Here is a 25,734-nt window from a genome sequence, read left to right as displayed (position 1 = left end):
ATCATGCAGCTTTTCCCTTGCCCGTTCTGCGGCCCGCGCGACGAGACCGAATTCCACTATGGCGGCGATGCCGGCAACATCAGACCAGATGGCGCCGACGTGCCGACCGATCGCTGGGCTGATTACCTTTATCTGCGCACCAATCCGAAAGGCACGGCACGCGAGATCTGGGTCCACATGACTTGCGGCGAGTTCTTCGTCATGGAGCGGGATACCGTAAGCCACAAGGTGCTGTCCTCGGCCGCTCTCGGCGGGGAGCACACGGCGTGACCGCCTCGCGTCTTTCCACCGGCGGCAGCGCGATCGACCGGTCGCGCCCGATCCGGTTCAGTTTCGACGGCGCAACCGTGCACGGCTATGCCGGCGACACCATCGCCTCGGCATTGCTGGCCGGCGATGTCGCGGTCGTCGGCCGCAGCTTCAAGTACCACCGACCGCGCGGCATCTGGGGCGCGGGCGTGGAAGAACCGAACGCGCTGGTCGATATCGGCGGCCTGCGGGCGGCACCGAACACACGAGCCACGACCGAGCCGGCACGCGACGGGCTGGTGGCGAAGAGCGTCAACGCGACGCCCACAGCACTGGCCGACCGCAACGCCTTCCTCGACCATTTTGCGCGCTTCATTCCGGCGGCGTTCTACTACAAGACCTTCATGTGGCCGGACTGGCACAGGTTCGAGCCACGCATCCGCGCCATGGCGGGGCTGGGCAAGGTCGATGCCGACTGGACCTCGCCGGGTACGGCCGACCAGATCAACCATCATTGCGACGTGCTGGTGGTCGGCGCGGGACCGGCCGGATTGGCGGCGGCAAGGCTGATGTCTGGTGCTGGTCAATCCGTGGTGCTTGTCGATGACCAACTCCGGGCTGGCGGATCGCTCGGCCACCGCGCCGCCGAGATCGACGGCAAGCCGGCCGCGGTCTGGATCGAGGAGACGGTTGCGGAGCTTGCCTCGGCCGGCCATCTGATCCTGCCTTCGACCACCGCCTTTGGCATCTACGACCACAATCTGGTCGGGCTGAACCAGCGCCATCTCGACGGCCGACCGGATACGCTTTGGCGAGTCAGGCCGCGCCGGATCGTGCTGGCGACCGGCGCCATCGAGCGGCCGCTGCCTTTCGCCAACAATGATCTGCCTGGCATCATGTCGGCGGATGCGGCGCTCGCCTATCTCAGGCGGCACGCGGTGCTGGTCGGACGCCGCATCGTTGTCGCCACCAACAATGATAGCGCCTATGAAGTTGCGGGCGCGCTCGCCGAGGCTGGGACTGACGTCACGCTCGTGGACATTCGGCGTGAGGGTATCCCTGCCGCGCCGGCCAATGTCCGACGGATCAGAGGTCGCGCCCTTGCTTCCGCCAGCGGCAAGCTCCGCGTCGTCGGCGTGACGCTCGACGACGGCTCCAGGCTCGATGTCGATTGCGTGCTGGTCTCGGGCGGCTGGACGCCGACCATTCATCTCTTCGGCCAGGCCAGGGGCAAGCTCGCCTGGAGCGAGCCGCGCGCCGCCTTCCTGCCGGGCGATCCAGTCGACGGTATCGCCGTGGCAGGTGCGGCTGCCGGCGCGGTTTCCTTGTCGGATGTGTTTGCTGGCGCCAGCACCGCCGTTGCATCGCTCGGCCAGACGAAGGCCGCCCTGCCGCGCAGCACCGGGCCGGAGGCGACAGACGGCATTCTCCCGGCATGGCCGATGCCGGGCTCGAAGGGACGCATCTGGATCGACTACCAGAACGACGTGACGGTGAAGGACGTCGAGCTGGCGGCAAGCGAAAATTTCGTCTCGGTCGAACATCTGAAGCGCTACACGACGCTTGGCATGGCGACCGACCAAGGCAAGACCTCCAATCTGACCGGCCAGGCGCTGATGGCCGGCATCACCGGCCGTACGGTGCCGGAGGTCGGCACCACCACATACCGGCCACCGTTCACGCCGGTGCCGTTGGCAAGCTTTGCCGGCGCGCGCGTCGGCGAATTGATGGCGCCGGTGCGCCGGCTGCCGCTGGAGAATGTGCACCGCGTCAGTGGCGCCGTCTTCCAGGAATATGGCGGCTGGCTGCGCCCGGCCCACTATGGCGGCAGCGCGGACGCGGAGCGTTCGATCGCGGACGAGGCGCGGCGTGCCCGTCAATCTGTGGCGTTGTTCGACGGTTCGACGCTCGGCAAGATCGAGGTGATCGGACCGCAGGCGGCCGCGTTCGTCGATTTCCTCTATTACAACACCATGTCGACGCTGAAACCTGGCCGCTGCCGCTACGGCTTCATGCTGTCGGAAAATGGCGTGGTCTTCGACGACGGCGTTCTGGTACGGCTGGACGAGCATCGCTTCGTCGTCTCGTGCTCGTCCTCGCATGTCGCTGCCGTGCACGCGCGGCTGGAGGAATGGCGCCAGGACCGTTTTGGCCGCGGCGCCGTCTATATCACAACGCCACATCAGACATGGCGACGCTGACCGTCTCCGGGCCGAACGCCCGAAAGCTGCTGGAAACACTGGAGCTCGGCCTTTCGCTCGACGACGCCGACCTGCCGCATATGGCGATCGGTCATGGCACCTATGCCGACGACGAAGTCCGCATCGCCCGAGTCAGCTTCACCGGGGATCGGAGCTACGAGATCTCGATCCGGGCGGATCGCGCCGAGCCGTTGTGGGTGCAACTTCGCCAGGCCGGCCAGGCGTTCGACGCCGTCGCCATCGGCCTCGAAGCGCTGATGATCCTGCGCGCCGAAAAAGGTTTTATCGTCATCGGCAAGGACACCGATGGCACCACGCTGCCGCACGATCTCGGCGTCGAGGGTCCCCGCGCCAAACGCCAAACTGAGTTCGTTGGCCGCCGCTCGCTGTTCACCGAGGAGGCGTCACGCGGCGACCGCATGCAGCTTGTCGGGCTGGCGGTGCCGCAAGGCGACGCGCCGCTGCCAACCGGCGCGCATGGCATCCGACGGATCGACGGCGGATTGCGCAGCCAGGGCTTTGTCACCTCGAGCTACCACAGCCCGACGCTTGGCCGACCGGTTGCGCTTGGCCTGATCGAGCGCGGCGCGGCCCGCCACGGCGAGGCGATCGAAATCCAGCATCTCGGCAAGGTCATGACGGCGACGATTACCGCCCCTTGTGCCTTCGACCCGGCCGGAGACCGGCTGCATGCGTAATCTCGCGGAAAAATGGTCTGTTGCACCGGACTGGCAGAGCGCGGTCATCACGACGCCGGGCCTTGTCGTGCGCGCAGTCCTTGACCTCAACCAGCTGATGGTCAGTGGCGACCTCGACGTGTGGGCCCGGACTTCCGGCATCGACGGAACTGGCGTGGGCGCCTTTGGTGCGGCACAGGGCGACCGCTATGCGGCGCGGCTGGCGCGCGACCGGCTGCTCGTCGTGTCGAACAGCCCGCTCGCCATCGCGACAGGCTGGCACGCGAAAGGCTTTGCAGTGACGACAATCAGCGCCGGGCTGCAGGTGTTCGAGGTCGAGGGCACGGCACTCGACGCTTTCATCGCACGGGGGACGACGCTCGATCCAAACCAGGCTGGTGCAAGTGCAGCACTTTCCTTAGCCGGCATCAGTGCCATCGTCTATCGTCATGATGGCAAGCTGCGCATCCATGTCGACCGCGGTCTCGCGGCCTATCTCTGGACATGGATGGAAACGGCGGCCGGCAACATCACCGCCGGATCAGCGAAGTAACTGGCGGTTGTGCGATCCGGTTAGAGCGTGAACGACCAGAACAGGCAGGCCAGCGTCGCTACGGCGAAGACGACGAAAAACAGGCTGCGCAGGAGCACGTTGCGGCGCAGCTCGTTCATGACGAAGTGACAACCGACGATTGCCGCGGCAAACAGGAACCGCCAGTTCAGCAGCGCCCACACAGCGCTGCCCTGGCCGAAAGCCCATCTGGCGGCGAGACAGCCGACGATCGCCGCAAACAGCGCGATCACGGTCCAGAAGATCGCGTCGGCGGCATGGGTCAGGACAATGCCGGCCGCCCTGATCGGCAGGATCATCATCAGCATCGCGCTGAAGAAATAGACAGCGGCGATCGAGATGAACACACCAGCATCGGCAATGCCGTCAAGGCGCCTGACGCCGATCGCGCCATAGGGATAGCCGTGCCTAGCCACAGCCAGGCTCAAGGCCATGAGCAAGGCGGTCAGCACGGCGACCAGTGCGAAGGAGGTGAGGGCTTTGCTCATGACGTTCCTGTCCCAGACGAATCAGACAGGAACGTTTTTAGCGTGCGGTCGTAAACTGCGCGTAAGCGAGGGGCGCTGTCCTCCCTCATTTCGATCGTGGCGGATGACGGCAGGCTATTCGGCAGCGATCCTGCCGGCCGAGCGGTTGGCCAGCACGAAGCCAACCTCATCGACCGCCTGCGCCGCACGCTTCAGGATCGCCTCGGAGCGCAGCACGCCGTCGGTGAAATCCTTGTCGGTGGCATAGACGGCGGTCGGTAGCGCAAAGGCCTCGAAGAAGCCGAATAGCGGCCGCAGCTGATGTTCGACGATCAAGGCATGGCGCTCTCCACCGCCGGTCGCCGTCAACACGATGGGCTTGCCCCGCAATGCAGCCGGATCAATCAGGTCGAAGAAATGCTTGAACAGGCCGGTATAGCTGCCCTTGTAGGTCGGCGACCCGACGACGAGCACGTCGGCGGCGAGGATCGCCTCCAGAATCACGCGCGCCTGGCCGTCGAGATCGCGGGCCCATTTCGCCGTTCCCAGCGACGGACCGAGATCCTCGATATCATAGGTGCTCGCCGATAGGCCGTGGCTGGCGGCGATGTCCCTGGTGACCAGATCGACGAAGGCGCGCGTCTTTGACGGCCGGGTGATGTTGCCGGAAAAGCCGACGACTGTTGGATTTGACATGGCAGTGGGCCTCTCTTGGATGGTCGAAGTTTGATACGGCGAGCCGCTGGCCCGCCGATGGGAAATCAGCTCCAGGCGTGCAGCGGCGGATTCTCGCCGTTGAGGAAATATTTGCCCAGGATCGAGTACTTCCAGCGCACTGGATCGTGAAGCGTGTGCGTGCGGGCGTTGCGCCAGTGCCGGTCCAGATTGTGCTCTGCCAGCGTCGAGCGGGTCCCTGCCAGCTCGAACAGCTTGTTGGTGGCGGCGATAGCGATTTCGGTCGACAGGATTTTTGCTTCGGCAGTGACGATCTGCGCATGCGCCACCGTCTCTGCGGTCGGCTCGATCACCGCCCGGTCTATTGCCAGGCCGGCCTTTTCGAGCAGCGCCTGCGCCGCGTGCAGGCGCAGTGTCAGGTCGCCGATGGCCTGGATGGTGTAGGGATCGTCCCAGGCATTGTCGACGCCGCTGTCGATCCAGGCGCGGCTTTTGGTCCTGACGAAATTGACGGTCTCGTCGATCGCCGCCTGGGCGATGCCGGTATCGACCGCCACCTGGATGATCTGGAAGATGGCGCCGTCGGCGGTCGGCTTGTCGTAGCCCTTGTAGCCGGGCACCAGATGCGTCTTCGGCACCTTGACGTTGTCGATGATGACGGTGCCGGACAGCGTCGTGCGCTGACCGAAGCTCGACCAGTCGTCGATGACGGTCAGGCCCGGTGCGCCGCGGTCGGCGATGGCGTACCAGGCACGGCCCTCGTCATCGAGCGCGACGATCGGCACCAGGTGGGCGAGCAGCGCGCCGGACGAATAGAATTTGCGGCCGTTGACGACCACATGATCGCCGGCATCGGTGAAACGGGTCTCGAAATCGGCGGCGCGCTTGGAGCCGAACTCGGAAAAGGCGTTGCCGAACCGCGTGCCCTTCAGCGCTTCGGCGAACAGCAGCTTCTGCTGGTCAGCGTCGGACACGGTGCGGATGGCGGCGACGACGCCGAGATGGTTCTGCGCCACCTGGCCGATCGAGGAATCCGCCGCCGAGATGATCTCGACCACCTTCGCCAGCGTCGCATAGGACACCTCCGGCCCGCCGAATGCTCTGGGCACGTTGATCGACCACAGGCCGCTTTGCGAAAACGCATCGAGTTCGGCAACCGGCCAGATCCGCTCCCGATCGCGCTTGGAGGACTCCTTGACGAATTCGGCGGCGAGCGCGTGGGCAATCGCAATCGCTTCGGCATCGTCCTTGATAATATGGGCCGGTTTCGTCGGCCTTGCGACTGGCGGCACGGCGGCGGAAGCGTGGTCGGTCTTGACGGTCGAAACGGTCATTTCACTGCTCCTTGAGATTTCGGTTCAGGCAACGGCGTGGAGATGGGCTGGCTTGGCGGCAGGCAATGCCTGTTGCCCGGGGGTCGATTGACCGAGATAGAAGGACCGGACGTCCTCGCGCCGGCGAAGATCGGCAGCCATGCCAGAGAGAACGGAGACACCGTTTTCGAGGATGGTGGCATGGTCGGCATATCTGAGCGCGACCGCCGAGTTCTGCTCGGCGACCAGGATCGACAGGCCGGTCTCGCGATTGAGTTTTCTTAAGCTCTGGAAGATGTCCTGGACGATGAGCGGGGCGAGCCCCATCGACGGTTCATCGAGAACCAGCAGGCGCGGCCGCGACATCAGTGCCCGGCCGATGGCGGTCATCTGCTGTTCGCCGCCCGAGGTTAGGCCGGACAATGTCCGGCGCTTTTCCCGAAGCCTCGGGAAATAGCCGTAGATCCGCTCGATGTCTTGATTGATCTCGGCGCGGCGGCCGCTGCGGCCGATGCCGCCGGCAACCAGATTTTCCTCGACGGTGAGGCTCTTGAAGCAGTGGCGGCCTTCCAGCACCTGGACCAGCCCGGCACGCACGAGATCGCCCGGCTTGCGGCGCGAGACATCCGAACCTTCATAGCGGATGGTGCCGGAATTGACCTGCCCGCGTTCGGCCGGCAGCAGGTTGGAGACGGCCTTCAGCGTCGTGGTCTTGCCGGCGCCATTGGCACCGAGCAAGGCAAGGATCTGGCCGCGCCGCAACACGAAGCTGACGCCGTGCAGCGCCGTGATGGCGTGGTTGTAGGTGGCATGGACCGCGTCCACGGCAAGAATGACGTCATCGTCCGGCATGGGCTCTCATTTCGTGGTTCGATGAACCGAAACAGGCCGGGCGCTGCGTGCGGAAGTTGTCCGCAGCGCCCAGCTTTGGCTGATCAATTGGTGGTCACCGCATCGGCATCATCGGCGGTGCGCAGCTTGATGCCCTTTTCGGCGGCGTAGGCTTCGGCGGACTTCTCGATGATCGGCCGCAGCAGCGCCCAGTCCGGCGCGATCCAGTCGGAGACGACGTTCCACTTCTTGCCGTCCCACTGCTGGAAGGTCACGTAGCCTTCGCCCTCATGATTGTCCCAGCTGACATTGATCGAGTGGAACAGGTCCTTGGCGCCGAGCGCCTCGACCTTGGCCGGATCGAGCTTGAGATGTTCGAAGCCCCAGCGGACCTCGTCGCCGGTCAGCGTGCGATGGCCGAACTTCTCCTGCGCAACGCGGATCGCCTCGACATTGAGGATGCCGTTGACGATGCCGAGGTTGTGGTAGACCGAGCCGATGCGCGACTTGTCTTCCAGATTGCCCTTGCCGGCGTCGTAGACCGTCTTCACGATCTCCTGCACCACCGGATAGGAGTTGCCGGAAGCCTGGGTGGTGATGGCGGTGTAGCCCTTGGCGGCGTCGCCGGCCGGGATCACGTCCTCTTCCGAATTCGACCAGACATTGCCGACGATGTGATCGACGGGATAGCCGACCTTGACCGCGGTCTTAAGCGCCACCGGGTTCATCACGCCCCAGCCGCGCAGGACGACGAAGTCCGGCTTGGCGCGGCGGATGGTCAGCCACTGCGACTGCTGCTCGTTGCCGGGATGCGGCACCTCGATCTGCTGCACGGTGAAGCCGTATTTCTGCGCCAGCAGCTCATAGATCGGGATGGTTTCCTTGCCGTAGGGCGAGCCGTGATAGAGCACGACGATCTTCTTGCCCTTCAGTTTGTCGATGCCGCCTTCCTTGGAGGCGATGTAGTTCACGATGCCAGATGTCTCGCTGTAGGGATTGAGCAGCAGCGGAAAGACGTAGGGGAAAACGCGCCCGTCGGTGGAGTCGGTGCGGCCGTGGTTGACCGTGATCAGCGGCACCTTGTCGGCGGTGATGCGGTCGATCATGGCATAGGCGATGCCGACCGAGAGCGGGTTCCAGGCGGCGGCGCCGGCATGGCTCTTCTGCCGTTCGTAGCATTCGACGCCGCGCTCGACCTCGTACTGGGTCTCGCATTCGTCCCAGGTCAGCTTGACGCCGTTGACGCCGCCGTCGCGGATGTTGATGAGGTTGAGATAGTCGATGAAGCCGCCGAAGAAGCCGGTGCCGCCGGCCGCGTACGGTCCGACGCGATAGCTCTGCAGCGGGAAATATTGTTCGTCGGCATGCGCGGCGGGCAAGGCCACCGACACGATCATCGCCGCGGACAGCGCCGCCGCCTTGATTGTGCTCAGGAAAGTCATGGTCGAGGTACTCCCGGTATGGGCCGTCTTGGGTTCGGCCTCTGGTTCATTTTCGGATGCGTCAGCTCAAGTCGACTGCCAGGCGAACAGGAGCCGTCTTCGGACCCTGTCCCACAGCGCCACCAGCCCGTCGGGTTCGAGGATCAGAAAGAGGATGATGAGCGCGCCCAGCACGATGCGCTGGCTCATGTCGAGCACGCCCGAATCGAAGAGATCGCCGAGCAGAAAACCGCCGAGGCGAGACAAGCCAAGCGGAAAGACCACGATGAGGGCGGCGCCGAAGAAGGCGCCACGGATCGAAGCCAGCCCGCCGATGATGATGATGAACAGTATCTGGAACGATCGATCGAGATCGAAGCCATCCGGCTCGACGGTTCGCAGATAGGCAAAGGCCCAGATGACGCCGGCAACGCCGATGATGAAGGACGAGATGGCAAAGGCCAGCAGCTTGGTCTTCAGCACCGGGATGCCGATAATGCGGGCGGCGGTTTCATTGTCGCGGATGGCGATGAAGTTGCGCCCGGTCTGCGACGTGACCAGCCGGTGGGCAAGGAAGGTCAGCACGGCGACAATGGTCAGCGCGAAGAGATAGCGGCCGATGGCGCCGTCGAGCGCAAAGCCTGAAATCGACAGCCTCGGCGCGTCGATGACGCCGGAAGCCGAGTTGTTGGAGAACCAACTGAATTTGGTCAGCGCCCATTGCACGAAGAACTGCGCGGCAAGCGTCGAGACCGCGAGATAGAAACCCTTCAGACGCAGGCTCGGCAGGCCAAAGACGATGCCGATCGCGGCGGCGACGATGCCGGCCAGGAAGATGCTGCCGATCAGCGGCAGGCCTTCGATGCGCAGGTTGAAATTGTAGGCGGCGAAGGCCCCGGCGGCCATGAAGGCGGCACTGCCCAGCGACACCTGGCCGGCATAGCCGGTCAGGATGTTCAAGCCCACGCCGGCGAGGCTGAGCGCCAGGAACGGCAGCAGGATGGCTTCGAACAAATAGCTCGAGCCGATCAGCGGCACGACGCCATAGGCGAAGGCGAGCAGCAGCACGGGCACGACCCATTTCGGCAGCACCGGCGCTAAGGAGAAATCGCTTGTTATCGCGGCCATCGCTCAGATCCTCTCGACGAGCTTCTGGCCGAACAGGCCGGAGGGGCGGATCAGCAGGAAGACCAGCGCCACGACATAGGCGAACCAGCTCTCTATGCCGCCGCCGAAATAGTCGCCGATATAGACCTCGGCGAGCTTCTCGCTGGCGCCGATCAAGAGGCCGCCGACGATGGCGCCGAGGATGGAATCGAAACCGCCGAGCACCAGCACCGGCAGCGCCTTCAGCACCACCAGCGACAGCGAGAACTGCACGCCGAGGCGTGCGCCCCAGAGCAGCCCCGCCACCAGGGCGACAAGGCCGGCGGCAGCCCAGACGGTGGCCCAGATCAGCGGCAACCTGAGGCCGACCGCGAGGGCCGCGAACTGATCATCGGCGACGGCACGGAAGGAGAGGCCGATGCGGGTGTAGCGGAAGAACAGCGACAGCAGCAGGACCATGCCTGCGGCAACCACGGCGGCGAAAATGTCGAACTGGCTGATCAGCACGCCACCGATTTCCAGCGGCACGTCCTCGATGCCGAGATCGAGGCCGTGGACCTGCGTGCCCCAGATCAGCTGGGCGGCGCCCTCGATGATGTAGGACAGGCCGAGCGTCGCCATGAACAGCGTGATCGGCGGCTTGTTGGTGAGCGGCCGCAGCACCGTGCGCTCGATGGCGACACCCATCGCCACCATGATGGCGAAGGTGACCACCAGCGCCAGCGCGAACGGAATGCCGCGCTCGACAAGGCTGACGAAGGTGAGTGCCGCGAACAGCAGCATCGCGCCTTGCGCGAAGTTGAGCACGCCCGAGGTCTTGTAGATCAGCACGAAGCCGATCGCGACCAGCGAATACATGACGCCGGAGAGCAGGCCGCCGACGAGCACTTCGATGAAGAACTGGTAGTCGAAATCGGCGATCATATGCCTGCCCCGTCCTCATTGTCCGAGGCAACGCCGAGATAGGCATCGATGACGCGCTGATCGTTCCGGACCTCGTCAGGCGTGGCGTCGGCGATCTTGCGGCCGTAGTCGAGAACGGCGATGCGGTCGGACAGGCCCATGACGACGCCGACATCATGCTCGATCAAAACGACGGTGGTGGCGAAGCTGTCGCGCGCGGCGCGGACGAAACCCGCCATCTCGCTCTTTTCGCTTGCCGTCATGCCGGCCATCGGCTCGTCGAGCAAAAGCAGGCGCGGCTCAGCCACCAGCGCACGGGCCAGTTCGACCCGCTTCTGCAGCCCGTAAGGCAGCGTGCCCGCGAGACGATCGCGGACAGCGGTGAGATCGAGGAATTCGAGGATCTGTTCGGCGCGGCTGTGCGAGTCGCGCTGCTCGCCGCGCGAGCGGCCGATGCCGAGCACCTGGCCGGCAAAGTTGGAGCGGACCTTATAGGCAAGGCCGGAAGTGACATTGTCGAGGACGCTGAGGTCCTTGAACAGAGCAAGATTCTGGAAGGTCCTGGCGACGCCCAGATGGGCCAGCCGCTGCGTCGGCACCTGAGCATAGCTGATCCCGTCGAGCTGGACACGGCCGCGATCCGGGCGATAGACGCCGCTGATGACGTTGATCAGCGAACTCTTGCCGGCGCCGTTCGGGCCGATGATGGCGCGGATCTCGCCGGGACGGACCGACAGGTCGATATCGGCCAATGCCACGACGCCGCCAAACGACAGGCCGATGCCCTGTAGTGAGAGCAGCGGCGAGGCGACGCCGGCGACGGTTCCCGTCGGCTCGCCGTTGTCTTCGGACGGCTGCTGCCACGAGCTTGACGGTAGGCCGCGCGCAAAGACTTCCGGCGCGTAGGCTGAAGCCTCCATCACTCCTAAGGCATAACTGGGCAGAGGCATTCCAATCGTCCCCGATGTTTTCAGCAGGCGCACAAATTCCCGTGGCCGCTCGACGGATCGAGCGCACCGGGCAAGCTCCATTCGTGTGCTGGCCGGAGCCTGTCCGGCCAGCCTATGGGGTGACTACTCCGCCGCCAGCGATGCTGCCGCCTCGGCGTTTTCCAGTTCGCGGACGAGCGGGATGACATGCTTGCCGAAATACTCGACCTCTTCCTGGAAGTGCAGGAAGCCGAGCAGGATGAGATCGGCGCCGGCGCGCTTCAGGTCGACGATGCGCTCGGCGACCTGCCGGGGCGTGCCGATGAGGTTCGAGCGGAAGCCGTCATTGTACTGAACCAGATCGTCGAGGGAGGATTTCGCCCAATTGCCCTCGCCTTCCGGCGAAGCCTTGCCGGCGTTCTTGACCTCGTGGCCAAAAGCGTTGACCGCCTCGGGGTTGGCCTTGGCGACAATCTCGCCGAGCACCGCCCTGGCCTCATCCTCGGTCTCGCGGACGACGGCAAAGGCATTGACACCGACCTTGACGGAATGGTTGTTGGCCTTCGCCTTGGCCTGGATATCGTCCACCTGTTTGGCGATTTCGGCCGGCGTGTTGCCGTTGGTGAAGTACCAGTCCGAGACGCGCGATGCCATGTCGCGCGCGGCGCGCGACGAGCCGCCCTGGAAGATTTCGGGCAGCGGATGCGGCGGCTTCGGTTTGAGCGAATATTCGTTGAAACGGTAGAAATCGCCACGGAAGGTGAAGCTGTCCTCAGTCCATATTCCGCGCAACGCCCGGATGAATTCCTCCGAACGGCGGTAGCGCTCGTCGTGGTCGAGCCAGTGCTCGCCGATGGCGTGGAACTCGCCGCGGAACCATCCGGAGACGAGGTTGATCGCGACGCGGCCATTGGTCAGGTAGCTGATGGTTGAGATCTGCTTGGCCGCCAGCGCCGGATTCCACGGTCCTGGCAGGATCGCGGCGATGACCTTGAGCGTCGTGGTGGCCGCCAGCAGATCATGGCTGAAGGCCACCGATTCATGCTGTTCGTCGGCGCCGTAGCCGGCGGTGAAACGGATCTGGCTCAGCGCATAGTCGAAGCCGGACTTCTCGGCGATCTGCGCCAGCTTGCGGTTGTATTCGGCCGAATGGTTGGTGCGTTGCTCGATATTGGAAATAACCAGGCCGCCTGAAACATTCGGCACCCAGTAGGCGAATTTGATCGGGTCGGCTTCTGCGTGTGCCATGAACTGTCTCCCATTCAGGCCGTGTCGTTGATCGCTCCGGTCGCGCCGGCTTCCCAATATTTATTATGTTTATAGAATATATATACAAAGAAGGATTTTCCGTTTTTGAGGCCCTCTTGGGACGGAAATACCAATTTTGCCCAGCCAACCCGGCTTGCCGGTGTCAGATCATAACCGGAGCCTGCGCGGCATCGGCGCCCTCGGCCGACGGCAGCGTTTCCCGTAGCTTGGCAATCTCGGCCGCGACCGTCTGGGCATGGCGGGCGACCTCAGGCAGGCCCATGAGTTCGCCGAAAGTCCCTCGCGCCAGCGGCCCGGCGACGAAGAGTGTCGTGACTGCGCTGCCGTCCCCGCCGACGGCGCGGCTGTCGAGACTGGTCTCGATGCCCAGCCCGTATTGGTCCGTTCTGATCAGCCCGGCTTCCGCCAGCGAGTTTAGCGCCGGGTTCAGCTGCAGTGCCTGCCCATGGGCCGGACCCGTGGTGTTGATGACGGCATCGAAGCGCGCCGTCTCGATCCGCGTCTGCCCACGCCGCTGAAAGCTGACTGCCAGGCTGCCGTCTTCATCGTTCGACGCGACAAGCCTGGCAGCAATGGTGTCGAACGTGCCGGCCGCATGACGGCGGTCGAGCACGGAGGCGACCTGCGGAGCGATCCTGAAGCGATGCACGTCCCAGAAAACGCGCAGCCGGCGGACCAGCCTTGCCCGCTCCGGCGGCGCAAGTGCCGACCACAGCGCAGGACCCTGCAGGCGCAACTGATCGAAGACCGACTGCCAGTTGACATTGGCCGCATGTGCCGCTGCCAGCGTCGCGCGGATGTTTTCGAGCAACCGGAGCGCCGTTGTGGCCGGCGTGGATGCAAAATCGCCGAAGGGCTCGCCCCTGACGTCCGGGTGGCTACGCGAGCGCAGCCCGCGGCGCGACAGCGTCAGGATGCGGCCGCGGTGGCCACGACGATCAAGTTCGGCGACCATGTCGGCCGAGGTCAGCCCGGAGCCGACGATCAGCACCGACGCCTCAGGCCCGATCCCGGCAAGCGCTGACGCGGCGTAGGGATCGGCGATGAAACCCGGCGCTTCCGACAGGTGGATTAGCGCGGCTGGAATCGCGGGCTGCGGGTGCGTCGCGGCCAGAACGATGATGTCGGCGGCGACCCGCGCATTGGGTGTGTGCACGGTCCAGCCCGCGCCATCAGCCTCACGCGTCACACGCGTGGCCGGACCTTCGACATGGCGGACCGTGCCTGAGCCGAGATGCGGCGCCAGATGTTCGGCGACGTAGCGGCCGAACACGCGCCGGCGCGGATAGGCATCGCCATTCTTCCAGATGGCGTCCGTGTCGCGCTCGAGTTCTCCGCTGCCGGTCAACCAGCGCGCAAAGTGCTGCGGGTCGTCGGGAGCCATGCTCATCCTGACAGCCGGGACATTGACCCGGTACGACGGCTCCTCGCTGGAATAGGCCAGGCCGCCGCCCACGAAAGAGCGCGGCTCGATCACGGAAATGGAAATGCGCTCCTGCCGATGCATTTGCGCCAGATGCCAAGCTACCGCCGCGCCGGAAAAGCCGCCGCCGACAATGGCGACGCGCACCCGACGGGCGGGAGGGAGCGCGTTCACGAGGCGCTGGCGAGCGACTTCGGCCGGTGGTCGCCGGCGATGGTCTCGCCGAACGGGCCGGTGTTGACGGACGAGGCGGCTGATTTGACCGGATGATCGGTCGGCAATTTCGGCAGCACCAACTCGCCGAAGCGATAGGCTTCTTCGAGATGCGGATAGCCGGACAGGATGAAGGTGTCGATGCCGAGGCGCCGGTATTCGTCGATGCGCTCGGCGATCGTGTCGGGGTTGCCGACAAGCGCTGTCCCGGCGCCGCCACGCACCAGGCCGACACCGGCCCAGAGGTTGGGCGCGATCTCGAGCTTGGCGCGATTGCCGCCATGAAGCGCGCTCATCCGCGCCTGGCCGACCGAATCCATGCGGGCAAAGACTTTTTGCGCCGAGGCGATCGTCGCGTCGTCGAGCCGGCTGATCAGCCTGTCGGCGGCGGCCCAGGCTTCCTCCGTAGTTTCGCGGGCGATGACATGCAGGCGAATGCCGAAGGAGAGTTTGCGGCCGGCCTTCTCGGCCAGTTCGCGCACGCCATCCAGCTTGCGCTCGACATCGGCGGGCGGCTCTCCCCAGGTCAGATATTTGTCGATCTCCTGCGCCGCCACCACGGATCCGGCGTCGGACGAGCCGCCGAAATAGAGCGGCGGATAGGGCGTCTGCACCGGTGGAAACAGCAGCCTTCCATCCTCGATGCGGAAATGCTTGCCCTCGTGCTCGACCGTCTCGCCGCTCAGCACCCGCTTGTAGATCTGCAGGAACTCCTGCGTCACCTCGTAGCGCTCGGCGTGCGACAGGAAGATGCCGTCGCCCTTGTTCTCCAGCGGATCGCCGCCCGTGACCACGTTGATCAGCAGGCGCCCGTTGGAGATGCGATCCAGCGTCGCCGTCATGCGTGCCGCCAGCGTCGGCGACTGCAGGCCGGGCCGCACGGCGACGAGGAAGCGCAAGCGCTCGGTCAGCGGCACCAATGCCGATGCGATCACCCAGGAATCCTCGCATGCCCGTCCTGTCGGCAACAGCACGCCGTAGTACCCCAGCGTGTCGGCGGCCTTCGCCACTTGCGTCAGATAGGGCAGATCGACGGCCCTGCCGCCTTCCGTCGTGCCGAGATAACGGCTGTCGCCATGCGTCGGCAGGAACCAGAGCACCTTGATTCGTTCTGGAATGTCGCGGGTCATCGCCTGCCTCCCGTGTGCTGGCGGAGTCGGCCGGATATCCCTGCTTTGGTTGAGGGCGAGCGCAAAAGAGTGGGCATGGCGTGGTCCTGTCCGGGTGGAAACCAGATCGCCAGTGCAGATTGCTTATTCCACAAATTCTGTAGAGTTAGTTTATTCCAATTCCGTTGACGGGATTAGAAATTCTCTCCATCCGCCCGAACCCGACTCACTGGCTGTCACGCTTTGTGCGGGTGCGAATTGCAGGCCGAATCCGCCCCTCGCATTAGGGACTTTCTGATTTTCATTCTAATCTGACCATTTCCGGCGACCTAAGCCACGGATTTCCCATGGACCTGGATCCTTCGACTCTCAATCGGGCTGTTCCGCTCCGCGATCAGATCTATCACCAGATTCGCAACCTTATCGTCGTCGGACAGATGAGGCCCGGGGAAGTGATCAACGAGGTGGCCATCGCGGAAGCGCTCGGTGTTTCGCGTACCCCGGTGCGCGAGGCAGTCAAGCGCATCAGTGACGAGGGTCTGGTCAACATCCTGGCGCAGACCGGCACCTATGTCGCCCCGATCAGGCGGGCCGACCTGGAAGAAGCCTACGTCATCCGCCGGGCCCTGGAGATGGAAAGCACCAGGCGCGCGGCCGCCAAATTCTCACCGGCAGCCGGCGAATTGCTGGAAGACAATATGGCGGCGCACCGGCTAGCCATATTGCGGGGCAGATATGCCACCGCGATACAGCTCGACGACGTCTTTCACCGGACCATCGCCGAAATCTGCGGCCTGCCGATGATCTGGAGAGCCGTCGACATCTCCAAGGCGCAGATGGATCGCGGCCGCCATCTCGTCATCCCGAAGCCCGGCTATGGCGAACAGACGATCGAGCAGCATGAGGCCATCTTCGAGGCTTTGAACCATCACGACGCCGAGGGCGCCGCGCAAGCGATGGAACGCCATCTCGAGACGTCGTTGCGTAACACACTGGAAGTCGCGGCCGACCTTCTCGGCTGAAGCCGCCAGGGCCCGCCGCCATGGCTAGGCGGGCGGATGACCTTAGCGGGAATTGCCGTTCAGCCTGGCAACCGGCCGAGGCCAGCGGCAAAGCGAGCCACCATCGCCAGGCCGACCTCGCTTGGCCGCATCGCCGGAGCCCGGTCGTGAATCGGGATGCCGGCGCGGGCGCCAAACAGCCGCTTGCCGTAGCAGATCAGGTTTTCGATGCCCTGCATGACGAAGACCGCTGCCGGCAGCATTTTTGCGTACTCGGCCTCGGCCGTTGCTTCGTCTCCGGTGCGGAAAGCCTCATAGGCCCGCACGGCAGGATCGATGCAATCCGGCGCCAGGATCATGCCGCGGCAACCGATGCGGAAATTATCGATCAGCTCCAGGCCGCCGCGCCCGTTGAAAACGGGGATCCGGCCTTCGGTGCGCTCGATCAGGCCGGCGATGTCGGTGACCGGGCCCTCGCCCTTGATCAGCCTTATGTTGGGATGAAGCGTGACGAGTTCGCGGATTTCGTCAGATGTCAGGCCGCGTCCGAAAAAGGCCGGAGCATTCTGGATTGCCACCGGCAGATCAGTCGCCTCGGCGACACGACCGAAGAAGCGGATATACTCCAGCGCCCCATAGGACCCGACCGGCGGCGGCTGCAGGATCACCCAGTCCGCCCTGATGCTTTCGGCATGACGAACTTGCGCGATTTGCTCGGCCACGGAAGAGCCGAAGATGGTGAAGGCGAGCGGCACCTTGCCGGCGGTATCTTCCGCCGTCCAGTCCATGATCGTCCGGCGCTCGGCCTCTGTCAGCTTGGCGACTTCCGTCGCCAAGCCAAGCGCCGCCATACCGTGGGCGCCGCTCGTCAAGCAAATCTCGACCTGCCTGCGCATCGCCGCGCGGTCAAGCCGTTCGTTCTCATCAAAGAGCGCGTAGAGAATGCCGTGAATGCCGTGGAAATCATCGGGTTTGAATTTTGTCACGCAGACCTCAATGGCTTTCGCGTGGAATGGCGTGGCCACGGCTTCCCACAAGGAAATCGAGATCGGCGCCACGGTCCGCCTGCAGGACATGGTCGACGTAAAGGCCTTGATAGCCGCCGCGCATCGCCGGCTCCGGCGCCACCCAGGACGTGCGCCGCCGCGCCAGCTGCTGTTCCGACACGTCGAGATGCAATTTCCTTGCTTCGACATCAAGCTCGATGAAGTCGCCGCTCATGACCAGCGCCAGCGGGCCGCCGATGGCGGCTTCGGGTGCCGCATGCAGAACGACGGTGCCGAAGGCGGTGCCGGACATGCGGGCATCGGATATGCGGATCATGTCGCGGACGCCTTGCTTCAACAGCTTGCGAGGCAGGGCCATGTTGCCGACCTCGGCCATGCCCGGATAGCCCTTGGGGCCGCAATTCTTCAGCACCATGATAGAGCCCTCATCGATGTCGAGTGAGAGATCATCGACGCGCGCCTTGTAGTCGTCGATGTCCTCGAAGACGACGGCACGGCCGCGATGCTTCATCAACTGTGGTGAGGCGGCTGATGGTTTGATGATGGCGCCGTCGGGCGCCAGATTGCCGCGCAGCACCGCAATTCCGCCATTGGGAGTGAGCGCCTTGTCGCGCGGGCGGATCACCTCGGGATTGTAGTTTTGAGCATCCGCGATGTTGTCGCGCACGGTCTTACCGGTGACCGTCAGCACGTCCAGATCGAGCAGATCGCCGATCTCCTTCATGACCGCCGGAATGCCGCCGGCGTAGCAGAAATCCTCCATCAGGAAGCGGCCCGATGGCATCAGGTCGAGGATGGTCGGCACATCGCGGCCATATCTGTCCCAATCGTCCAGCGTCAGCTCGGTGCCGACGCGGCCGGCGATCGCCAGCAGATGCACGACCGCGTTGGTGGAGCCGCCGATGGCACCATTGACGCGGATGGCGTTGGCGAAGGCCGCCTTCTTGAGGATGGCCGACGGGCGCAAATCCTCGTTGACCATCTCGACGATGCGCCGCCCCGTCATGCGGGCAATGCGGCTGCGGCGCGCGTCGACGGCGGGATAGGCGGCGTTGCCGGGCAGCGCCAAGCCGAGCGCCTCGACCATCGAGGCCATGGTCGAGGCCGTGCCCATGGTCATGCAATGGCCGGGCGAACGCGACATGGCGCTCTCTGCATTGGCGAAATCCTGCTCGCTCATCACACCGGCGCGGACATCCTCGGAGAATTTCCACACATCGGTGCCGGAGCCAATCTCGCGGCCCTGGAAGCGGCCATTGAGCATCGGTCCGCCGGAAATGACGATCGACGGCAGGTCGCAGGAGGCCGCGCCCATGACCAGCGACGGCGTGGTCTTGTCGCAGCCGGCCATCAGCACGACGCCATCCATCGGATTGCCCCGGATCGCTTCCTCGACATCCATCGAGGCCAGGTTGCGGAACAGCATCGCGGTCGGCCGCAGATTGGATTCACCGCAGGAAAAGACCGGGAATTCGAGCGGCAGGCCGCCGGCCTCCAGCACACCCGCCTTGATGTGCTCGATCAGGCCACGGAAATGGATGTGGCAGGGCGTGAACTCTGAAAATGTGTTGCAGATGCCGATCACCGGGCGGCCGTCGAAGGCATCGTCGGGCAGGCCGTTATTCTTCATCCAGCTGCGGTGGATGAAGGCATCCTTGCCTTGGCCGCCGAACCAGTGCTGCGATCGTCTCTTGGTCATGGTTTTCCCGGAATTCAGGCGGGATGCTGGAGCTGGCTCAGCCCGCCATCGACGACGAGCGTGGCCGCGTTCATGAACGGGCACTCGTCGGAAATCATGAACACCGCGGCCAGCGCGATCTCGCGCGCCGTGGCGATGCGGCCGCCGGGATGCAGCGCCATGGTGTTGGCGCGCGCCGCCGCCGGATCAGGAAAGCTGTTCCAGTAGTCGATGGCCTTCTGCGTCTCGACATAGCCGGGCGCCAGCGCGTTCACCCGCACGCCTTGCGCCGCATATTCGAGCGCCAGCGATTTGGTCAGGCCGAGCAGTGCATGCTTGGCGACGGGATAGGGGAATGTGTGCGGGATGATGGTGAAGCTGTGCGTCGAGGCGACGTTGAGGATGGCGCCGCCGCCGGTTGCGATCATGCCCGGCAGCACCGCCTTGCTGCAATTCCAGGCACCCTTGACGTTGACGTCGAAATTGCGGTTCCATTCCTCCTCGCTGGTATCGAGCGGCGTCGAGAACACATTGACCCCGGCATTGTTGATCAGCGCGTTGACGGGGCCTATCTCGGCGTTCGCCCGTTGAACGGCAGCGGCAATCGCGGCGCCGTCGCTTATGTCTGCCGAGGCATGCCCGACATGGCCTTGCGATGCGGCAAGACCAGCGACGGTCTCGTCCAGCAACGCTTCGTCGCGGTCGACCAGGAATAGCCTTGCGCCTTCGGCAAGGCAGGCCTCGGCTATCGCCAGCCCGATGCCTTGCGCGGCACCGGTCAGGAAGATGCGTTTGCCTGACAGACGCTCAGCCATTTTTGTCCCTCCAGCTCAACGCCGACCCAATGCCGACGAACGCAGATTGTCGAGCAACACCGCCAGCAGCAGGATCACGCCGCGCACGATGTATTGGTAGAAGGCCGGGATGTTGAGCAGGTTCATGGCATTCTCGGCGATACCCATGATCAATACGCCGACGATGACGCCCGACATGGTGGCGCGGCCGCCCGCAAGCGAGACGCCGCCGAGCACGCAGGCCGAGATGACCGAGAGTTCCAAGCCGACCGCGGCGTTGGGCTGGCCGGAGGTGATGCGCGACGCCAGCAGGATGCCGGCAATGCCGCAGACGACGCCCTGCAGCGCGAAGATCCAGATGCGCGTCCGGTCGACATTGACACCAGCAAGGCGCGAGGCTTCGGGATTGCCGCCGATGGCCAGCGTGTTCTTGCCGAAGACGGTGCGGTTGAGGACGAAGCCGAAGATGCAAAACAGGATGGCGAGCACCCAGACCGGCGTCGGTATGCCGAGCAGTTTCGACAGCGCCAGCTGGTAGAAATCCGGGCTGTTGATGCCTACAGCTCGGCCGTCGGACGCGATCAGCGCCAGGCCACGCACGATCTGCATGGTGGCCAGCGTCGTGATCAGCGCGTTGATGCGAAACTTGGCGATGACGATGCCGTTGATGAAGCCGACGAAACCACCGCAGGCGATTGCCGCCAGGAGGCCGAGCAGGATCGAGCCGGTATAGTTCGATGCCATGACGGCTACCATGCCGGCAAAGGCAACGATCGAGCCGACCGACAGGTCGAAGTCGCGCGCGGCAAGGCAGAACATCATGGTGCAGGCGACGATGCCGACGGTGACTACCGACTGCAGCAGGCCGAGCATATTGCGGTCGGTGAGGAAGTTCGGCACCAGCAGCGACACGAGGGCAAAAGCGACGACGAAAATGACGACAAGGCCCTGTTCGCCGAGCAGGATTTTTTTCAACTGGTCGGTCATGCCAAAAGTCCTCAGGATGCGATCGCGTCGGGGGTTTTCTGATCGGGGAGAGCGGCGGCCAGGATCGCCTTTTCGGCGAACTGGTCGCGGGTGAGTTCGGCACTGACGCGCCCGCCGCACATCACCAGGATGCGATCGCAGATGCCCATCACCTCCGGCAGTTCGGACGAGACGACGACGATCGCCAGGCCGTCCTCGGCAAGCTGGTAGAGCAATTCGTAGATTTCCGATTTGGCGCCGACATCGATGCCGCGCGTCGGCTCGTCGACGATGAGAACCCGCACGCCCTGCTCCGACAGCCAACGGCCAAGGATGACCTTCTGCTGGTTGCCGCCGGAGAGGTTGATGATGTCCTGCTTGCGCGACGGCGTGCGCACCTTGAGCTTCTTGATGAAGGTTTCGGCGGTGGCGATCTCGCTGGCGCGGTTCAGCATGCCGAAGCGTGTGTGATGGCGCCGCGACGAGATGTTGATGTTCTCCTCGATCGAACGGCCCTGGATGATGCCATCGTGCTTGCGGTCTTCCGAGCACAGCACGATGCCTGCCCGGATCGACCCGTGCGGGTCGGTTGCATGCACCATCTTGCCGTCGACGGTGATGGTGCCGCCTGAACGCGGATCGGCACCGAAGACCAGCCGCATCAGTTCCGAGCGCCCGGCGCCGATCAGGCCGAAGAAACCGACAATCTCCCCGGCGCGGGCCTGAAAGCTGGCCGGCGTCTTCAATTTGGCGCCAGAGAGAGCCTCGACCTTCAGGCGGACATCACCTGACTTGCGTGGACGAAACCCCCAGATGTCCGAGATTTCGCGACCAACCATTTCAGCAACGACCTGATCGCGGGTGACATCTTTCAGCGAAGCATGGTGTTCCGCGAGCTTGCCGTCGCGCAACACGGTCAGGCTGTCGCAGAGCCGGAACACCTCATCCAGCCGGTGCGAGACATAGATGATGACCTTGCCTTCGCCGCGCAGGCGGTCGATCAGGGCAAACAGGATTTCGCTTTCACGCGAGGACAGCGACGAGGTCGGTTCGTCGAGCGCGATGACGCGCGCATCGAGCATGATCGCCTTGGCGATCTCGACCATCTGGCGTTCGCCGATCGACAGCGTCTTGACCTTGCGGCGCATGTCGATGTCGATGCCGGCCGACTTCAGCTTGGCGCCGACGTCGTCCAGCATCCGGCGGCCGGCGATGATGCCGACGCTGGCGGGAAAACGGCCGAGGCTGAGATTTTCGGCAACGGTGAGTTCAGGAACGAGCTGTAGTTCCTGGTGAATGACGATGACGCCATTGTCGAAGGCATCCCGGGTCGAGGCATAGGCCTGGACCTTGCCGTCGATGCGTATCTCGCCCTCATCGGCATGCTGGTCGCCGGACAGGATCTTGATCAGGGTGGATTTGCCGGCGCCGTTCTCGCCCATCAGGCCGTGCACGGCGCCCTTGTCGACGCCGAACGAGACGTCCGACAGCGCCTTGACGCCCGGATAGGTCTTGGTGATGTGCGAGAAGTCGAGAAAGGACACGGGCGATGGATCCTTCTGTGTCATGAGAAACAGGCGGCGGGATGAGCCGTCGCCTGTTTGTACAGGGAGGATTATTCGATGCCGAGGCCCTGGCGGACCTTCTGGTAGTCGTCGCGCTTGGCGAGCGCACCGGAGGTCAGGATCAGCTTCTCCGGTTCCTTGTTGTTGGCAACCCAGTCATACATGTTGAGGGCCGTCTCGTAGCCATGGCGCTTCGGCGAGATGATCACGGTGCCGACGAAGCCGGTGGCGGTCGGCTTCTTGAAGTCGTTGATCGCCGAATCCGCGCCGCCGATGCCGACACCGATCATGCCGTCCGCCGGAATGCCAACGCTTTCCGAGGCGCGCACGGCGCCAAGCACGGCCTCGTCGTTGAGGCCGAAGGAAACCCACTTCTTGATGCCGGCATGGGCGTTGAGCACGACCGTCGCGGCATTGAGGGCAGCTTCCGTGTCGGTCTTGGCCTGCGGCGCGTCAAAAATGTTCTCGGCCTTGAAGCCATTCGCCTTGAGCACCGAGATGGCGCCTTCGACGCGATCGACCGCGGTCGGCAGTTGGTCGTAGGAGACGCGGATGGCGCCGACCTCGTCGGCCTTCCAACCACGCGCCTTCATCTCGTCGACGATCGCCTGGCCGACGGCCTCGCCGATCTTGGTTGCCGAGATGCCCATATGCGGCACGTCTTCGAGCGCCTTGCCGTCGGCGCCGACCAGACGGTCGTCGACGGTCATCAGCTTGAGATTGTTGGCGGCGGCCTTGGCGACGATGCCGGGGCCGAGTTTCACGTCGGGCGTGCAGACGATGAAGCCCTGGGCGCCCTGGGCGCCGAGATTGTCGATCGCCGACATCAGCTTCTCACCGTCCTCGGCGCCGATCTTGACCAGGGTAAAACCCTTTTCCTTGGCGGCCTGGTCGGCGAATTTCCATTCGTCCTGGAACCACGGTTCCTCGGGCTGTTTGACGATGAAACCGATCTTGGTGTCCTGAGCATAGGCAGAAGCGATGGTCGTGACGGACAGCACGGCAAGCGCGCCCGCGACGAGCGCGGTCTTTAGAAGTCGCATGATTTCCTCCCAGCGATAGGCCGGGCGCTCAGCCCGGATGCCGGAGTCTCTAATCGCTTTTATCATACTCGTCAATTGATCTGGTATGATAATTAATGTACATGCTCTGACCAGCGATTGCTGGCGCAATTGATCCGCATCCGTTAAGGCCGGATCGGTTGTGCGAACCAGCGGGTTCGCCGCCTTGGAGGAGGCCTGAGGTGACCGAGATTTTGAAAAAGGCACCGGGCGATACCCGCCGCCCCCGCGTCATGCCTGATGTGACCAAGGCGATGGCCTCGGACATATTTTCGGGGCGCTATCCGGCGGGATCTTCCCTGCCGACCGAAAATGAACTCGGCGTCGAATATGGCGTCAGCCGCACCGTCATCCGCGAAGCCTTGAAGGTGTTGGCCGCCAAGGGGCTGGTATTGTCGCGGCCGCGGATCGGCACCATCGTCTGCAACGAGGACGACTGGAACATCATCGACCCGCAGGTGCTGGCCTGGCACGCACCGCATGCGCTGGACGACAAGCTGTTCGACGCCATTCTCGAGACACGCCGGGCCATCGAACCGCTGGTCGCCGAATTGGCCGCCACGCGCGCGACGCTGCAGGAGATCGCAGACCTCGAAGCGGCATGGCGCGGCATGGCCGGCGCCGGCGAGGATCTCGCTGCTTTCTCGCGCAGCGACATCGCCTTCCACCAGATCGTCTATGCGGCGAGCCACAACCCGATCTTTCGCCAGATCGGCAATCTGATCGACACCGGACTGAAATTCTCGCTGGAGGCGACGGCGGTGATTTCGCTCGACCGGCGCATGGAAGCGGTTGCGGCGCACCGCGAGGTGGTCGAGGCGCTGCGCATGCGTGACGCCGAGGCGGCACGTGGGGCGGCAAACAAGATTCTCGATCTCGCGGCGCGCGACCTAGTCAGCGCCAAGAAACTCAAGAGCAACTGAGACAGCATGAAAATCATCTCGCTCACCACCTACATCGTTCCGCCGCGCTGGCTGTTCCTGAAGATCGAAACCGATGCCGGCGTCACCGGCTGGGGTGAGCCGGTCGTCGAAGGCAGGGCGCTGACCGTCGAGGCGGCGGTCAAGGAGCTGGGTGACTACCTCATCGGCAAGGACCCCCGTCTGATCGAGGATCACTGGACGGTGATGCATCGCGGCGGCTTCTACCGTGGCGGGCCGATCCTGATGAGCGCCATTGCCGGCATTGACCAGGCGCTGTGGGACATCAAGGGCAAGGCGCTTGGCGTGCCCGTGCATGAACTGCTCGGCGGCAAATTGCGCGACACGATCAAGGTCTATTCCTGGATCGGCGGCGACCGGCCGGCGGAGGTCGTGGCGGGTGCCAGCGAAATGGTGGCGCGCGGCTTCCTGGCGCTCAAGATGAACGGCACCGAGGAACTGCAGATCGTCGACAGCCATGACAAGATCGATGCGGCGGTCGAGCGGGTCGCCATGGTGCGCGAGGCCGTCGGACCCAACATCGGCATTGCCGTCGACTTTCATGGCCGCGTGCATCGGCCGATGGCGCGCGCCCTGGTCAAGGAGCTTGAGCCGTACAGGCTGATGTTCATCGAGGAGCCGGTGCTCAGCGAAAACCGCGAGGCGCTGAAGGAGATCGCAGCCCTCGGCTCGACGCCGATCGCGCTCGGCGAGCGGCTCTACAGCCGCTGGGACTTCAAGTCGGTGTTCGAGGAAGGCGTCGTCGACATCATCCAGCCCGATTTGTCGCATGCGGGCGGCATCACCGAATGCCGCAAGATCGCGGCGATGGCGGAAGCCTATGACGTGGCGGTGGCGCCGCACTGCCCGCTCGGGCCGATCGCGCTTGCCGCATGCCTGCAGCTCGACGCTGTCAGCTACAATTGCTTCATCCAGGAACAGAGTCTCGGCATCCACTACAACGCCGCCAACGACCTGCTCGACTACGCCGCCAACAAGGATGTCTTCCGCTACGAGGATGGCTATGTCGCCATTCCCGACGGCCCGGGCCTCGGTGTCGAGATCGATGAGGACTATGTCAGGGAACGCGCCAAGGAAGGCCATCGCTGGCGCAATCCGATCTGGCGCCACAGGGACGGCTCCTTCGCCGAGTGGTGACGGGGCCGGCTTCCAGTTCTCGGAAGCGCACTTAGAAAATGACGGAAAACCGGCTGGTGGCAGTCAGCGCTTGGCCTTCACCAGGGAAGCCGATCGTTTGTTCCGCCGACGAAGAGCGTTCGTCAGTGGCGCAGGGGAATCGCTTCAGGTTAACGTTGATTTTTGACGGATGAGATTTTCGAGATAATCGGCGTTGAGATTGGCGAGTTTTCGTCGAACCTTGAGG

The 25,734-nt window shown here is 64.2% G+C and carries 24 protein-coding genes and 1 pseudogene; 7 read left to right on the top strand and 18 right to left on the bottom strand.

Features of this window, described 5'->3' with window-relative positions; genetic code table 11:
* Positions 1–3: 3 nt before the first annotated feature.
* The 4 genes and pseudogenes from NKI38_RS20925 (at position 4) to NKI38_RS20910 (ending at position 3,680) form a co-directional block, all read left to right on the top strand.
* Entirely contained in the window at positions 4–270 is a 267-nt protein-coding gene (locus NKI38_RS20925; protein ID WP_352660132.1) for a sarcosine oxidase subunit delta family protein, read from the top strand.
* Positions 267–2,728 (top strand): annotated as a pseudogene (locus NKI38_RS20920) (2Fe-2S iron-sulfur cluster-binding protein); the annotation flags it as partial. The gene NKI38_RS20925 and the pseudogene NKI38_RS20920, both read left to right, overlap by 4 nt.
* A complete protein-coding gene (locus NKI38_RS33540; protein WP_502899347.1) occupies positions 2,708–3,148 on the top strand; it encodes a glycine cleavage T C-terminal barrel domain-containing protein in 441 nt (146 codons plus the stop codon). The pseudogene NKI38_RS20920 and the gene NKI38_RS33540, both read left to right, overlap by 21 nt.
* Positions 3,141–3,680, top strand: a complete 540-nt coding sequence (locus tag NKI38_RS20910; protein ID WP_352660126.1) for a hypothetical protein — start codon at positions 3,141–3,143, stop codon at positions 3,678–3,680. Before NKI38_RS33540 ends, NKI38_RS20910 begins: the two co-directional genes overlap by 8 nt.
* A 20-nt stretch (positions 3,681–3,700) precedes the next feature.
* On the opposite strand, the gene NKI38_RS20905 is transcribed toward NKI38_RS20910, so the two are convergent.
* The 11 genes from NKI38_RS20905 to ssuD form a co-directional block, all read right to left on the bottom strand.
* A complete protein-coding gene (locus NKI38_RS20905; protein WP_352660124.1) occupies positions 3,701–4,186 on the bottom strand; it encodes a hypothetical protein in 486 nt (161 codons plus the stop codon).
* A 114-nt stretch (positions 4,187–4,300) separates the two neighbouring features.
* A complete protein-coding gene (gene msuE / locus NKI38_RS20900; protein WP_127380435.1) occupies positions 4,301–4,861 on the bottom strand; it encodes an FMN reductase in 561 nt (186 codons plus the stop codon).
* A 65-nt stretch (positions 4,862–4,926) separates the two neighbouring features.
* A complete protein-coding gene (locus NKI38_RS20895) occupies positions 4,927–6,174 on the bottom strand; it encodes an SfnB family sulfur acquisition oxidoreductase (RefSeq protein WP_352660122.1) in 1,248 nt (415 codons plus the stop codon).
* Positions 6,175–6,198: 24 nt separating this feature from the next.
* On the bottom strand, positions 6,199–7,005 hold the full coding sequence (locus tag NKI38_RS20890) for an ABC transporter ATP-binding protein (RefSeq protein ID WP_352660120.1): 807 nt from the start codon (positions 7,003–7,005) through the stop codon (positions 6,199–6,201).
* Between the two features lie 83 nt (positions 7,006–7,088).
* Positions 7,089–8,426 (bottom strand): ABC transporter substrate-binding protein, encoded by a 1,338-nt coding sequence (locus tag NKI38_RS20885; RefSeq protein ID WP_136618300.1) that lies wholly within the window; start codon positions 8,424–8,426, stop codon positions 7,089–7,091.
* A 66-nt stretch (positions 8,427–8,492) separates the two neighbouring features.
* Positions 8,493–9,533 (bottom strand): branched-chain amino acid ABC transporter permease, encoded by a 1,041-nt coding sequence (locus tag NKI38_RS20880; RefSeq protein WP_352660118.1) that lies wholly within the window; start codon positions 9,531–9,533, stop codon positions 8,493–8,495.
* 3 nt (positions 9,534–9,536) lie between these two features.
* Positions 9,537–10,436 carry a branched-chain amino acid ABC transporter permease gene (locus NKI38_RS20875; protein WP_352660116.1) on the bottom strand — a complete coding sequence of 300 codons (900 nt, stop codon included), beginning with the start codon at positions 10,434–10,436 and terminating at the stop codon, positions 9,537–9,539.
* Positions 10,433–11,365: an ABC transporter ATP-binding protein gene (locus NKI38_RS20870; RefSeq protein ID WP_352660114.1), complete on the bottom strand. Its 933-nt coding sequence runs from the start codon at positions 11,363–11,365 to the stop codon at positions 10,433–10,435. Before NKI38_RS20870 ends, NKI38_RS20875 begins: the two co-directional genes overlap by 4 nt.
* A 123-nt stretch (positions 11,366–11,488) precedes the next feature.
* Positions 11,489–12,592 carry a dimethylsulfone monooxygenase SfnG gene (gene sfnG / locus NKI38_RS20865; RefSeq protein ID WP_352660112.1) on the bottom strand — a complete coding sequence of 368 codons (1,104 nt, stop codon included), beginning with the start codon at positions 12,590–12,592 and terminating at the stop codon, positions 11,489–11,491.
* A gap of 163 nt (positions 12,593–12,755) precedes the next feature.
* Positions 12,756–14,210, bottom strand: coding sequence for an FAD/NAD(P)-binding protein (locus tag NKI38_RS20860; RefSeq protein WP_352660110.1), 1,455 nt, complete (start codon positions 14,208–14,210; stop codon positions 12,756–12,758).
* Entirely contained in the window at positions 14,207–15,379 is a 1,173-nt protein-coding gene (ssuD, locus tag NKI38_RS20855) for an FMNH2-dependent alkanesulfonate monooxygenase (RefSeq protein WP_352660108.1), read from the bottom strand. Before ssuD ends, NKI38_RS20860 begins: the two co-directional genes overlap by 4 nt.
* Before the next feature lie 326 nt (positions 15,380–15,705).
* On the opposite strand from ssuD, the gene NKI38_RS20850 reads away from it, so the two are divergent.
* The gene (locus NKI38_RS20850) at positions 15,706–16,380 is read left to right on the top strand and encodes a GntR family transcriptional regulator (RefSeq protein ID WP_352660107.1); all 675 of its coding nucleotides are present in this window, start codon (positions 15,706–15,708) and stop codon (positions 16,378–16,380) included.
* A 59-nt stretch (positions 16,381–16,439) separates the two neighbouring features.
* Here the strand turns inward: NKI38_RS20850 and NKI38_RS20845 are convergent, their stop codons facing one another.
* From NKI38_RS20845 to NKI38_RS20820, 6 genes are all read right to left on the bottom strand, one after another.
* A complete protein-coding gene (locus NKI38_RS20845) occupies positions 16,440–17,345 on the bottom strand; it encodes a dihydrodipicolinate synthase family protein (RefSeq protein ID WP_352660105.1) in 906 nt (301 codons plus the stop codon).
* A 7-nt stretch (positions 17,346–17,352) separates the two neighbouring features.
* Positions 17,353–19,065: an L-arabinonate dehydratase gene (araD, locus tag NKI38_RS20840; protein ID WP_352660103.1), complete on the bottom strand. Its 1,713-nt coding sequence runs from the start codon at positions 19,063–19,065 to the stop codon at positions 17,353–17,355.
* Positions 19,066–19,079: 14 nt separating this feature from the next.
* Positions 19,080–19,859 (bottom strand): SDR family oxidoreductase, encoded by a 780-nt coding sequence (locus NKI38_RS20835; protein ID WP_352660101.1) that lies wholly within the window; start codon positions 19,857–19,859, stop codon positions 19,080–19,082.
* A gap of 15 nt (positions 19,860–19,874) precedes the next feature.
* Entirely contained in the window at positions 19,875–20,825 is a 951-nt protein-coding gene (gene araH, locus NKI38_RS20830) for an L-arabinose ABC transporter permease AraH (protein WP_352628206.1), read from the bottom strand.
* An 11-nt stretch (positions 20,826–20,836) separates the two neighbouring features.
* A complete protein-coding gene (gene araG / locus NKI38_RS20825) occupies positions 20,837–22,348 on the bottom strand; it encodes an L-arabinose ABC transporter ATP-binding protein AraG (RefSeq protein ID WP_352660099.1) in 1,512 nt (503 codons plus the stop codon).
* Between the two features lie 71 nt (positions 22,349–22,419).
* A complete protein-coding gene (locus NKI38_RS20820; RefSeq protein WP_352660097.1) occupies positions 22,420–23,412 on the bottom strand; it encodes an arabinose ABC transporter substrate-binding protein in 993 nt (330 codons plus the stop codon).
* Between the two features lie 200 nt (positions 23,413–23,612).
* Here NKI38_RS20820 and NKI38_RS20815 point away from each other — a divergent pair, with 200 nt between their 5' ends.
* Positions 23,613–24,353 carry a FadR/GntR family transcriptional regulator gene (locus NKI38_RS20815; RefSeq protein WP_352660095.1) on the top strand — a complete coding sequence of 247 codons (741 nt, stop codon included), beginning with the start codon at positions 23,613–23,615 and terminating at the stop codon, positions 24,351–24,353.
* 6 nt (positions 24,354–24,359) lie between these two features.
* Positions 24,360–25,508 (top strand): galactonate dehydratase, encoded by a 1,149-nt coding sequence (dgoD, locus tag NKI38_RS20810; RefSeq protein WP_352660093.1) that lies wholly within the window; start codon positions 24,360–24,362, stop codon positions 25,506–25,508.
* A gap of 31 nt (positions 25,509–25,539) precedes the next feature.
* On the opposite strand, the gene NKI38_RS20805 is transcribed toward dgoD, so the two are convergent.
* A partial coding sequence (locus NKI38_RS20805; protein WP_352660091.1) for a hypothetical protein occupies positions 25,540–25,734 on the bottom strand: 195 nt, incomplete at its 5' end.

It is taken from the genome of Mesorhizobium sp. M0621 (genome assembly GCF_040320745.1).
Classification (GTDB): domain Bacteria; phylum Pseudomonadota; class Alphaproteobacteria; order Rhizobiales; family Rhizobiaceae; genus Mesorhizobium.
The sequence above is the reverse complement of the archived record's forward strand: the minus strand, read 5'-3'. Positions and strand labels throughout refer to the sequence as shown.

What these genes read in the sequence shown, in the direction of transcription:
- araD (WP_352660103.1), bottom strand. Translation starts at nt 19,065, where the DNA reads ATGACCAAGAGACGATCGCAGCACTGGTTCGGCGGCCAAGGCAAGGAT.
- NKI38_RS20820 (WP_352660097.1), bottom strand. Translation starts at nt 23,412, where the DNA reads ATGCGACTTCTAAAGACCGCGCTCGTCGCGGGCGCGCTTGCCGTGCTG.
- NKI38_RS20925 (WP_352660132.1), top strand. Translation starts at nt 4, where the DNA reads ATGCAGCTTTTCCCTTGCCCGTTCTGCGGCCCGCGCGACGAGACCGAA.
- araH (WP_352628206.1), bottom strand. Translation starts at nt 20,825, where the DNA reads ATGACCGACCAGTTGAAAAAAATCCTGCTCGGCGAACAGGGCCTTGTC.
- NKI38_RS33540 (WP_502899347.1), top strand. Translation starts at nt 2,708, where the DNA reads ATGATCCTGCGCGCCGAAAAAGGTTTTATCGTCATCGGCAAGGACACC.
- msuE (WP_127380435.1), bottom strand. Translation starts at nt 4,861, where the DNA reads ATGTCAAATCCAACAGTCGTCGGCTTTTCCGGCAACATCACCCGGCCG.
- NKI38_RS20850 (WP_352660107.1), top strand. Translation starts at nt 15,706, where the DNA reads ATGGACCTGGATCCTTCGACTCTCAATCGGGCTGTTCCGCTCCGCGAT.
- NKI38_RS20875 (WP_352660116.1), bottom strand. Translation starts at nt 10,436, where the DNA reads ATGATCGCCGATTTCGACTACCAGTTCTTCATCGAAGTGCTCGTCGGC.
- NKI38_RS20885 (WP_136618300.1), bottom strand. Translation starts at nt 8,426, where the DNA reads ATGACTTTCCTGAGCACAATCAAGGCGGCGGCGCTGTCCGCGGCGATG.
- NKI38_RS20870 (WP_352660114.1), bottom strand. Translation starts at nt 11,365, where the DNA reads ATGCCTCTGCCCAGTTATGCCTTAGGAGTGATGGAGGCTTCAGCCTAC.
- NKI38_RS20890 (WP_352660120.1), bottom strand. Translation starts at nt 7,005, where the DNA reads ATGCCGGACGATGACGTCATTCTTGCCGTGGACGCGGTCCATGCCACC.
- NKI38_RS20880 (WP_352660118.1), bottom strand. Translation starts at nt 9,533, where the DNA reads ATGGCCGCGATAACAAGCGATTTCTCCTTAGCGCCGGTGCTGCCGAAA.
- ssuD (WP_352660108.1), bottom strand. Translation starts at nt 15,379, where the DNA reads ATGACCCGCGACATTCCAGAACGAATCAAGGTGCTCTGGTTCCTGCCG.
- sfnG (WP_352660112.1), bottom strand. Translation starts at nt 12,592, where the DNA reads ATGGCACACGCAGAAGCCGACCCGATCAAATTCGCCTACTGGGTGCCG.
- NKI38_RS20895 (WP_352660122.1), bottom strand. Translation starts at nt 6,174, where the DNA reads ATGACCGTTTCGACCGTCAAGACCGACCACGCTTCCGCCGCCGTGCCG.
- NKI38_RS20835 (WP_352660101.1), bottom strand. Translation starts at nt 19,859, where the DNA reads ATGGCTGAGCGTCTGTCAGGCAAACGCATCTTCCTGACCGGTGCCGCG.
- NKI38_RS20910 (WP_352660126.1), top strand. Translation starts at nt 3,141, where the DNA reads ATGCGTAATCTCGCGGAAAAATGGTCTGTTGCACCGGACTGGCAGAGC.
- dgoD (WP_352660093.1), top strand. Translation starts at nt 24,360, where the DNA reads ATGAAAATCATCTCGCTCACCACCTACATCGTTCCGCCGCGCTGGCTG.
- NKI38_RS20905 (WP_352660124.1), bottom strand. Translation starts at nt 4,186, where the DNA reads ATGAGCAAAGCCCTCACCTCCTTCGCACTGGTCGCCGTGCTGACCGCC.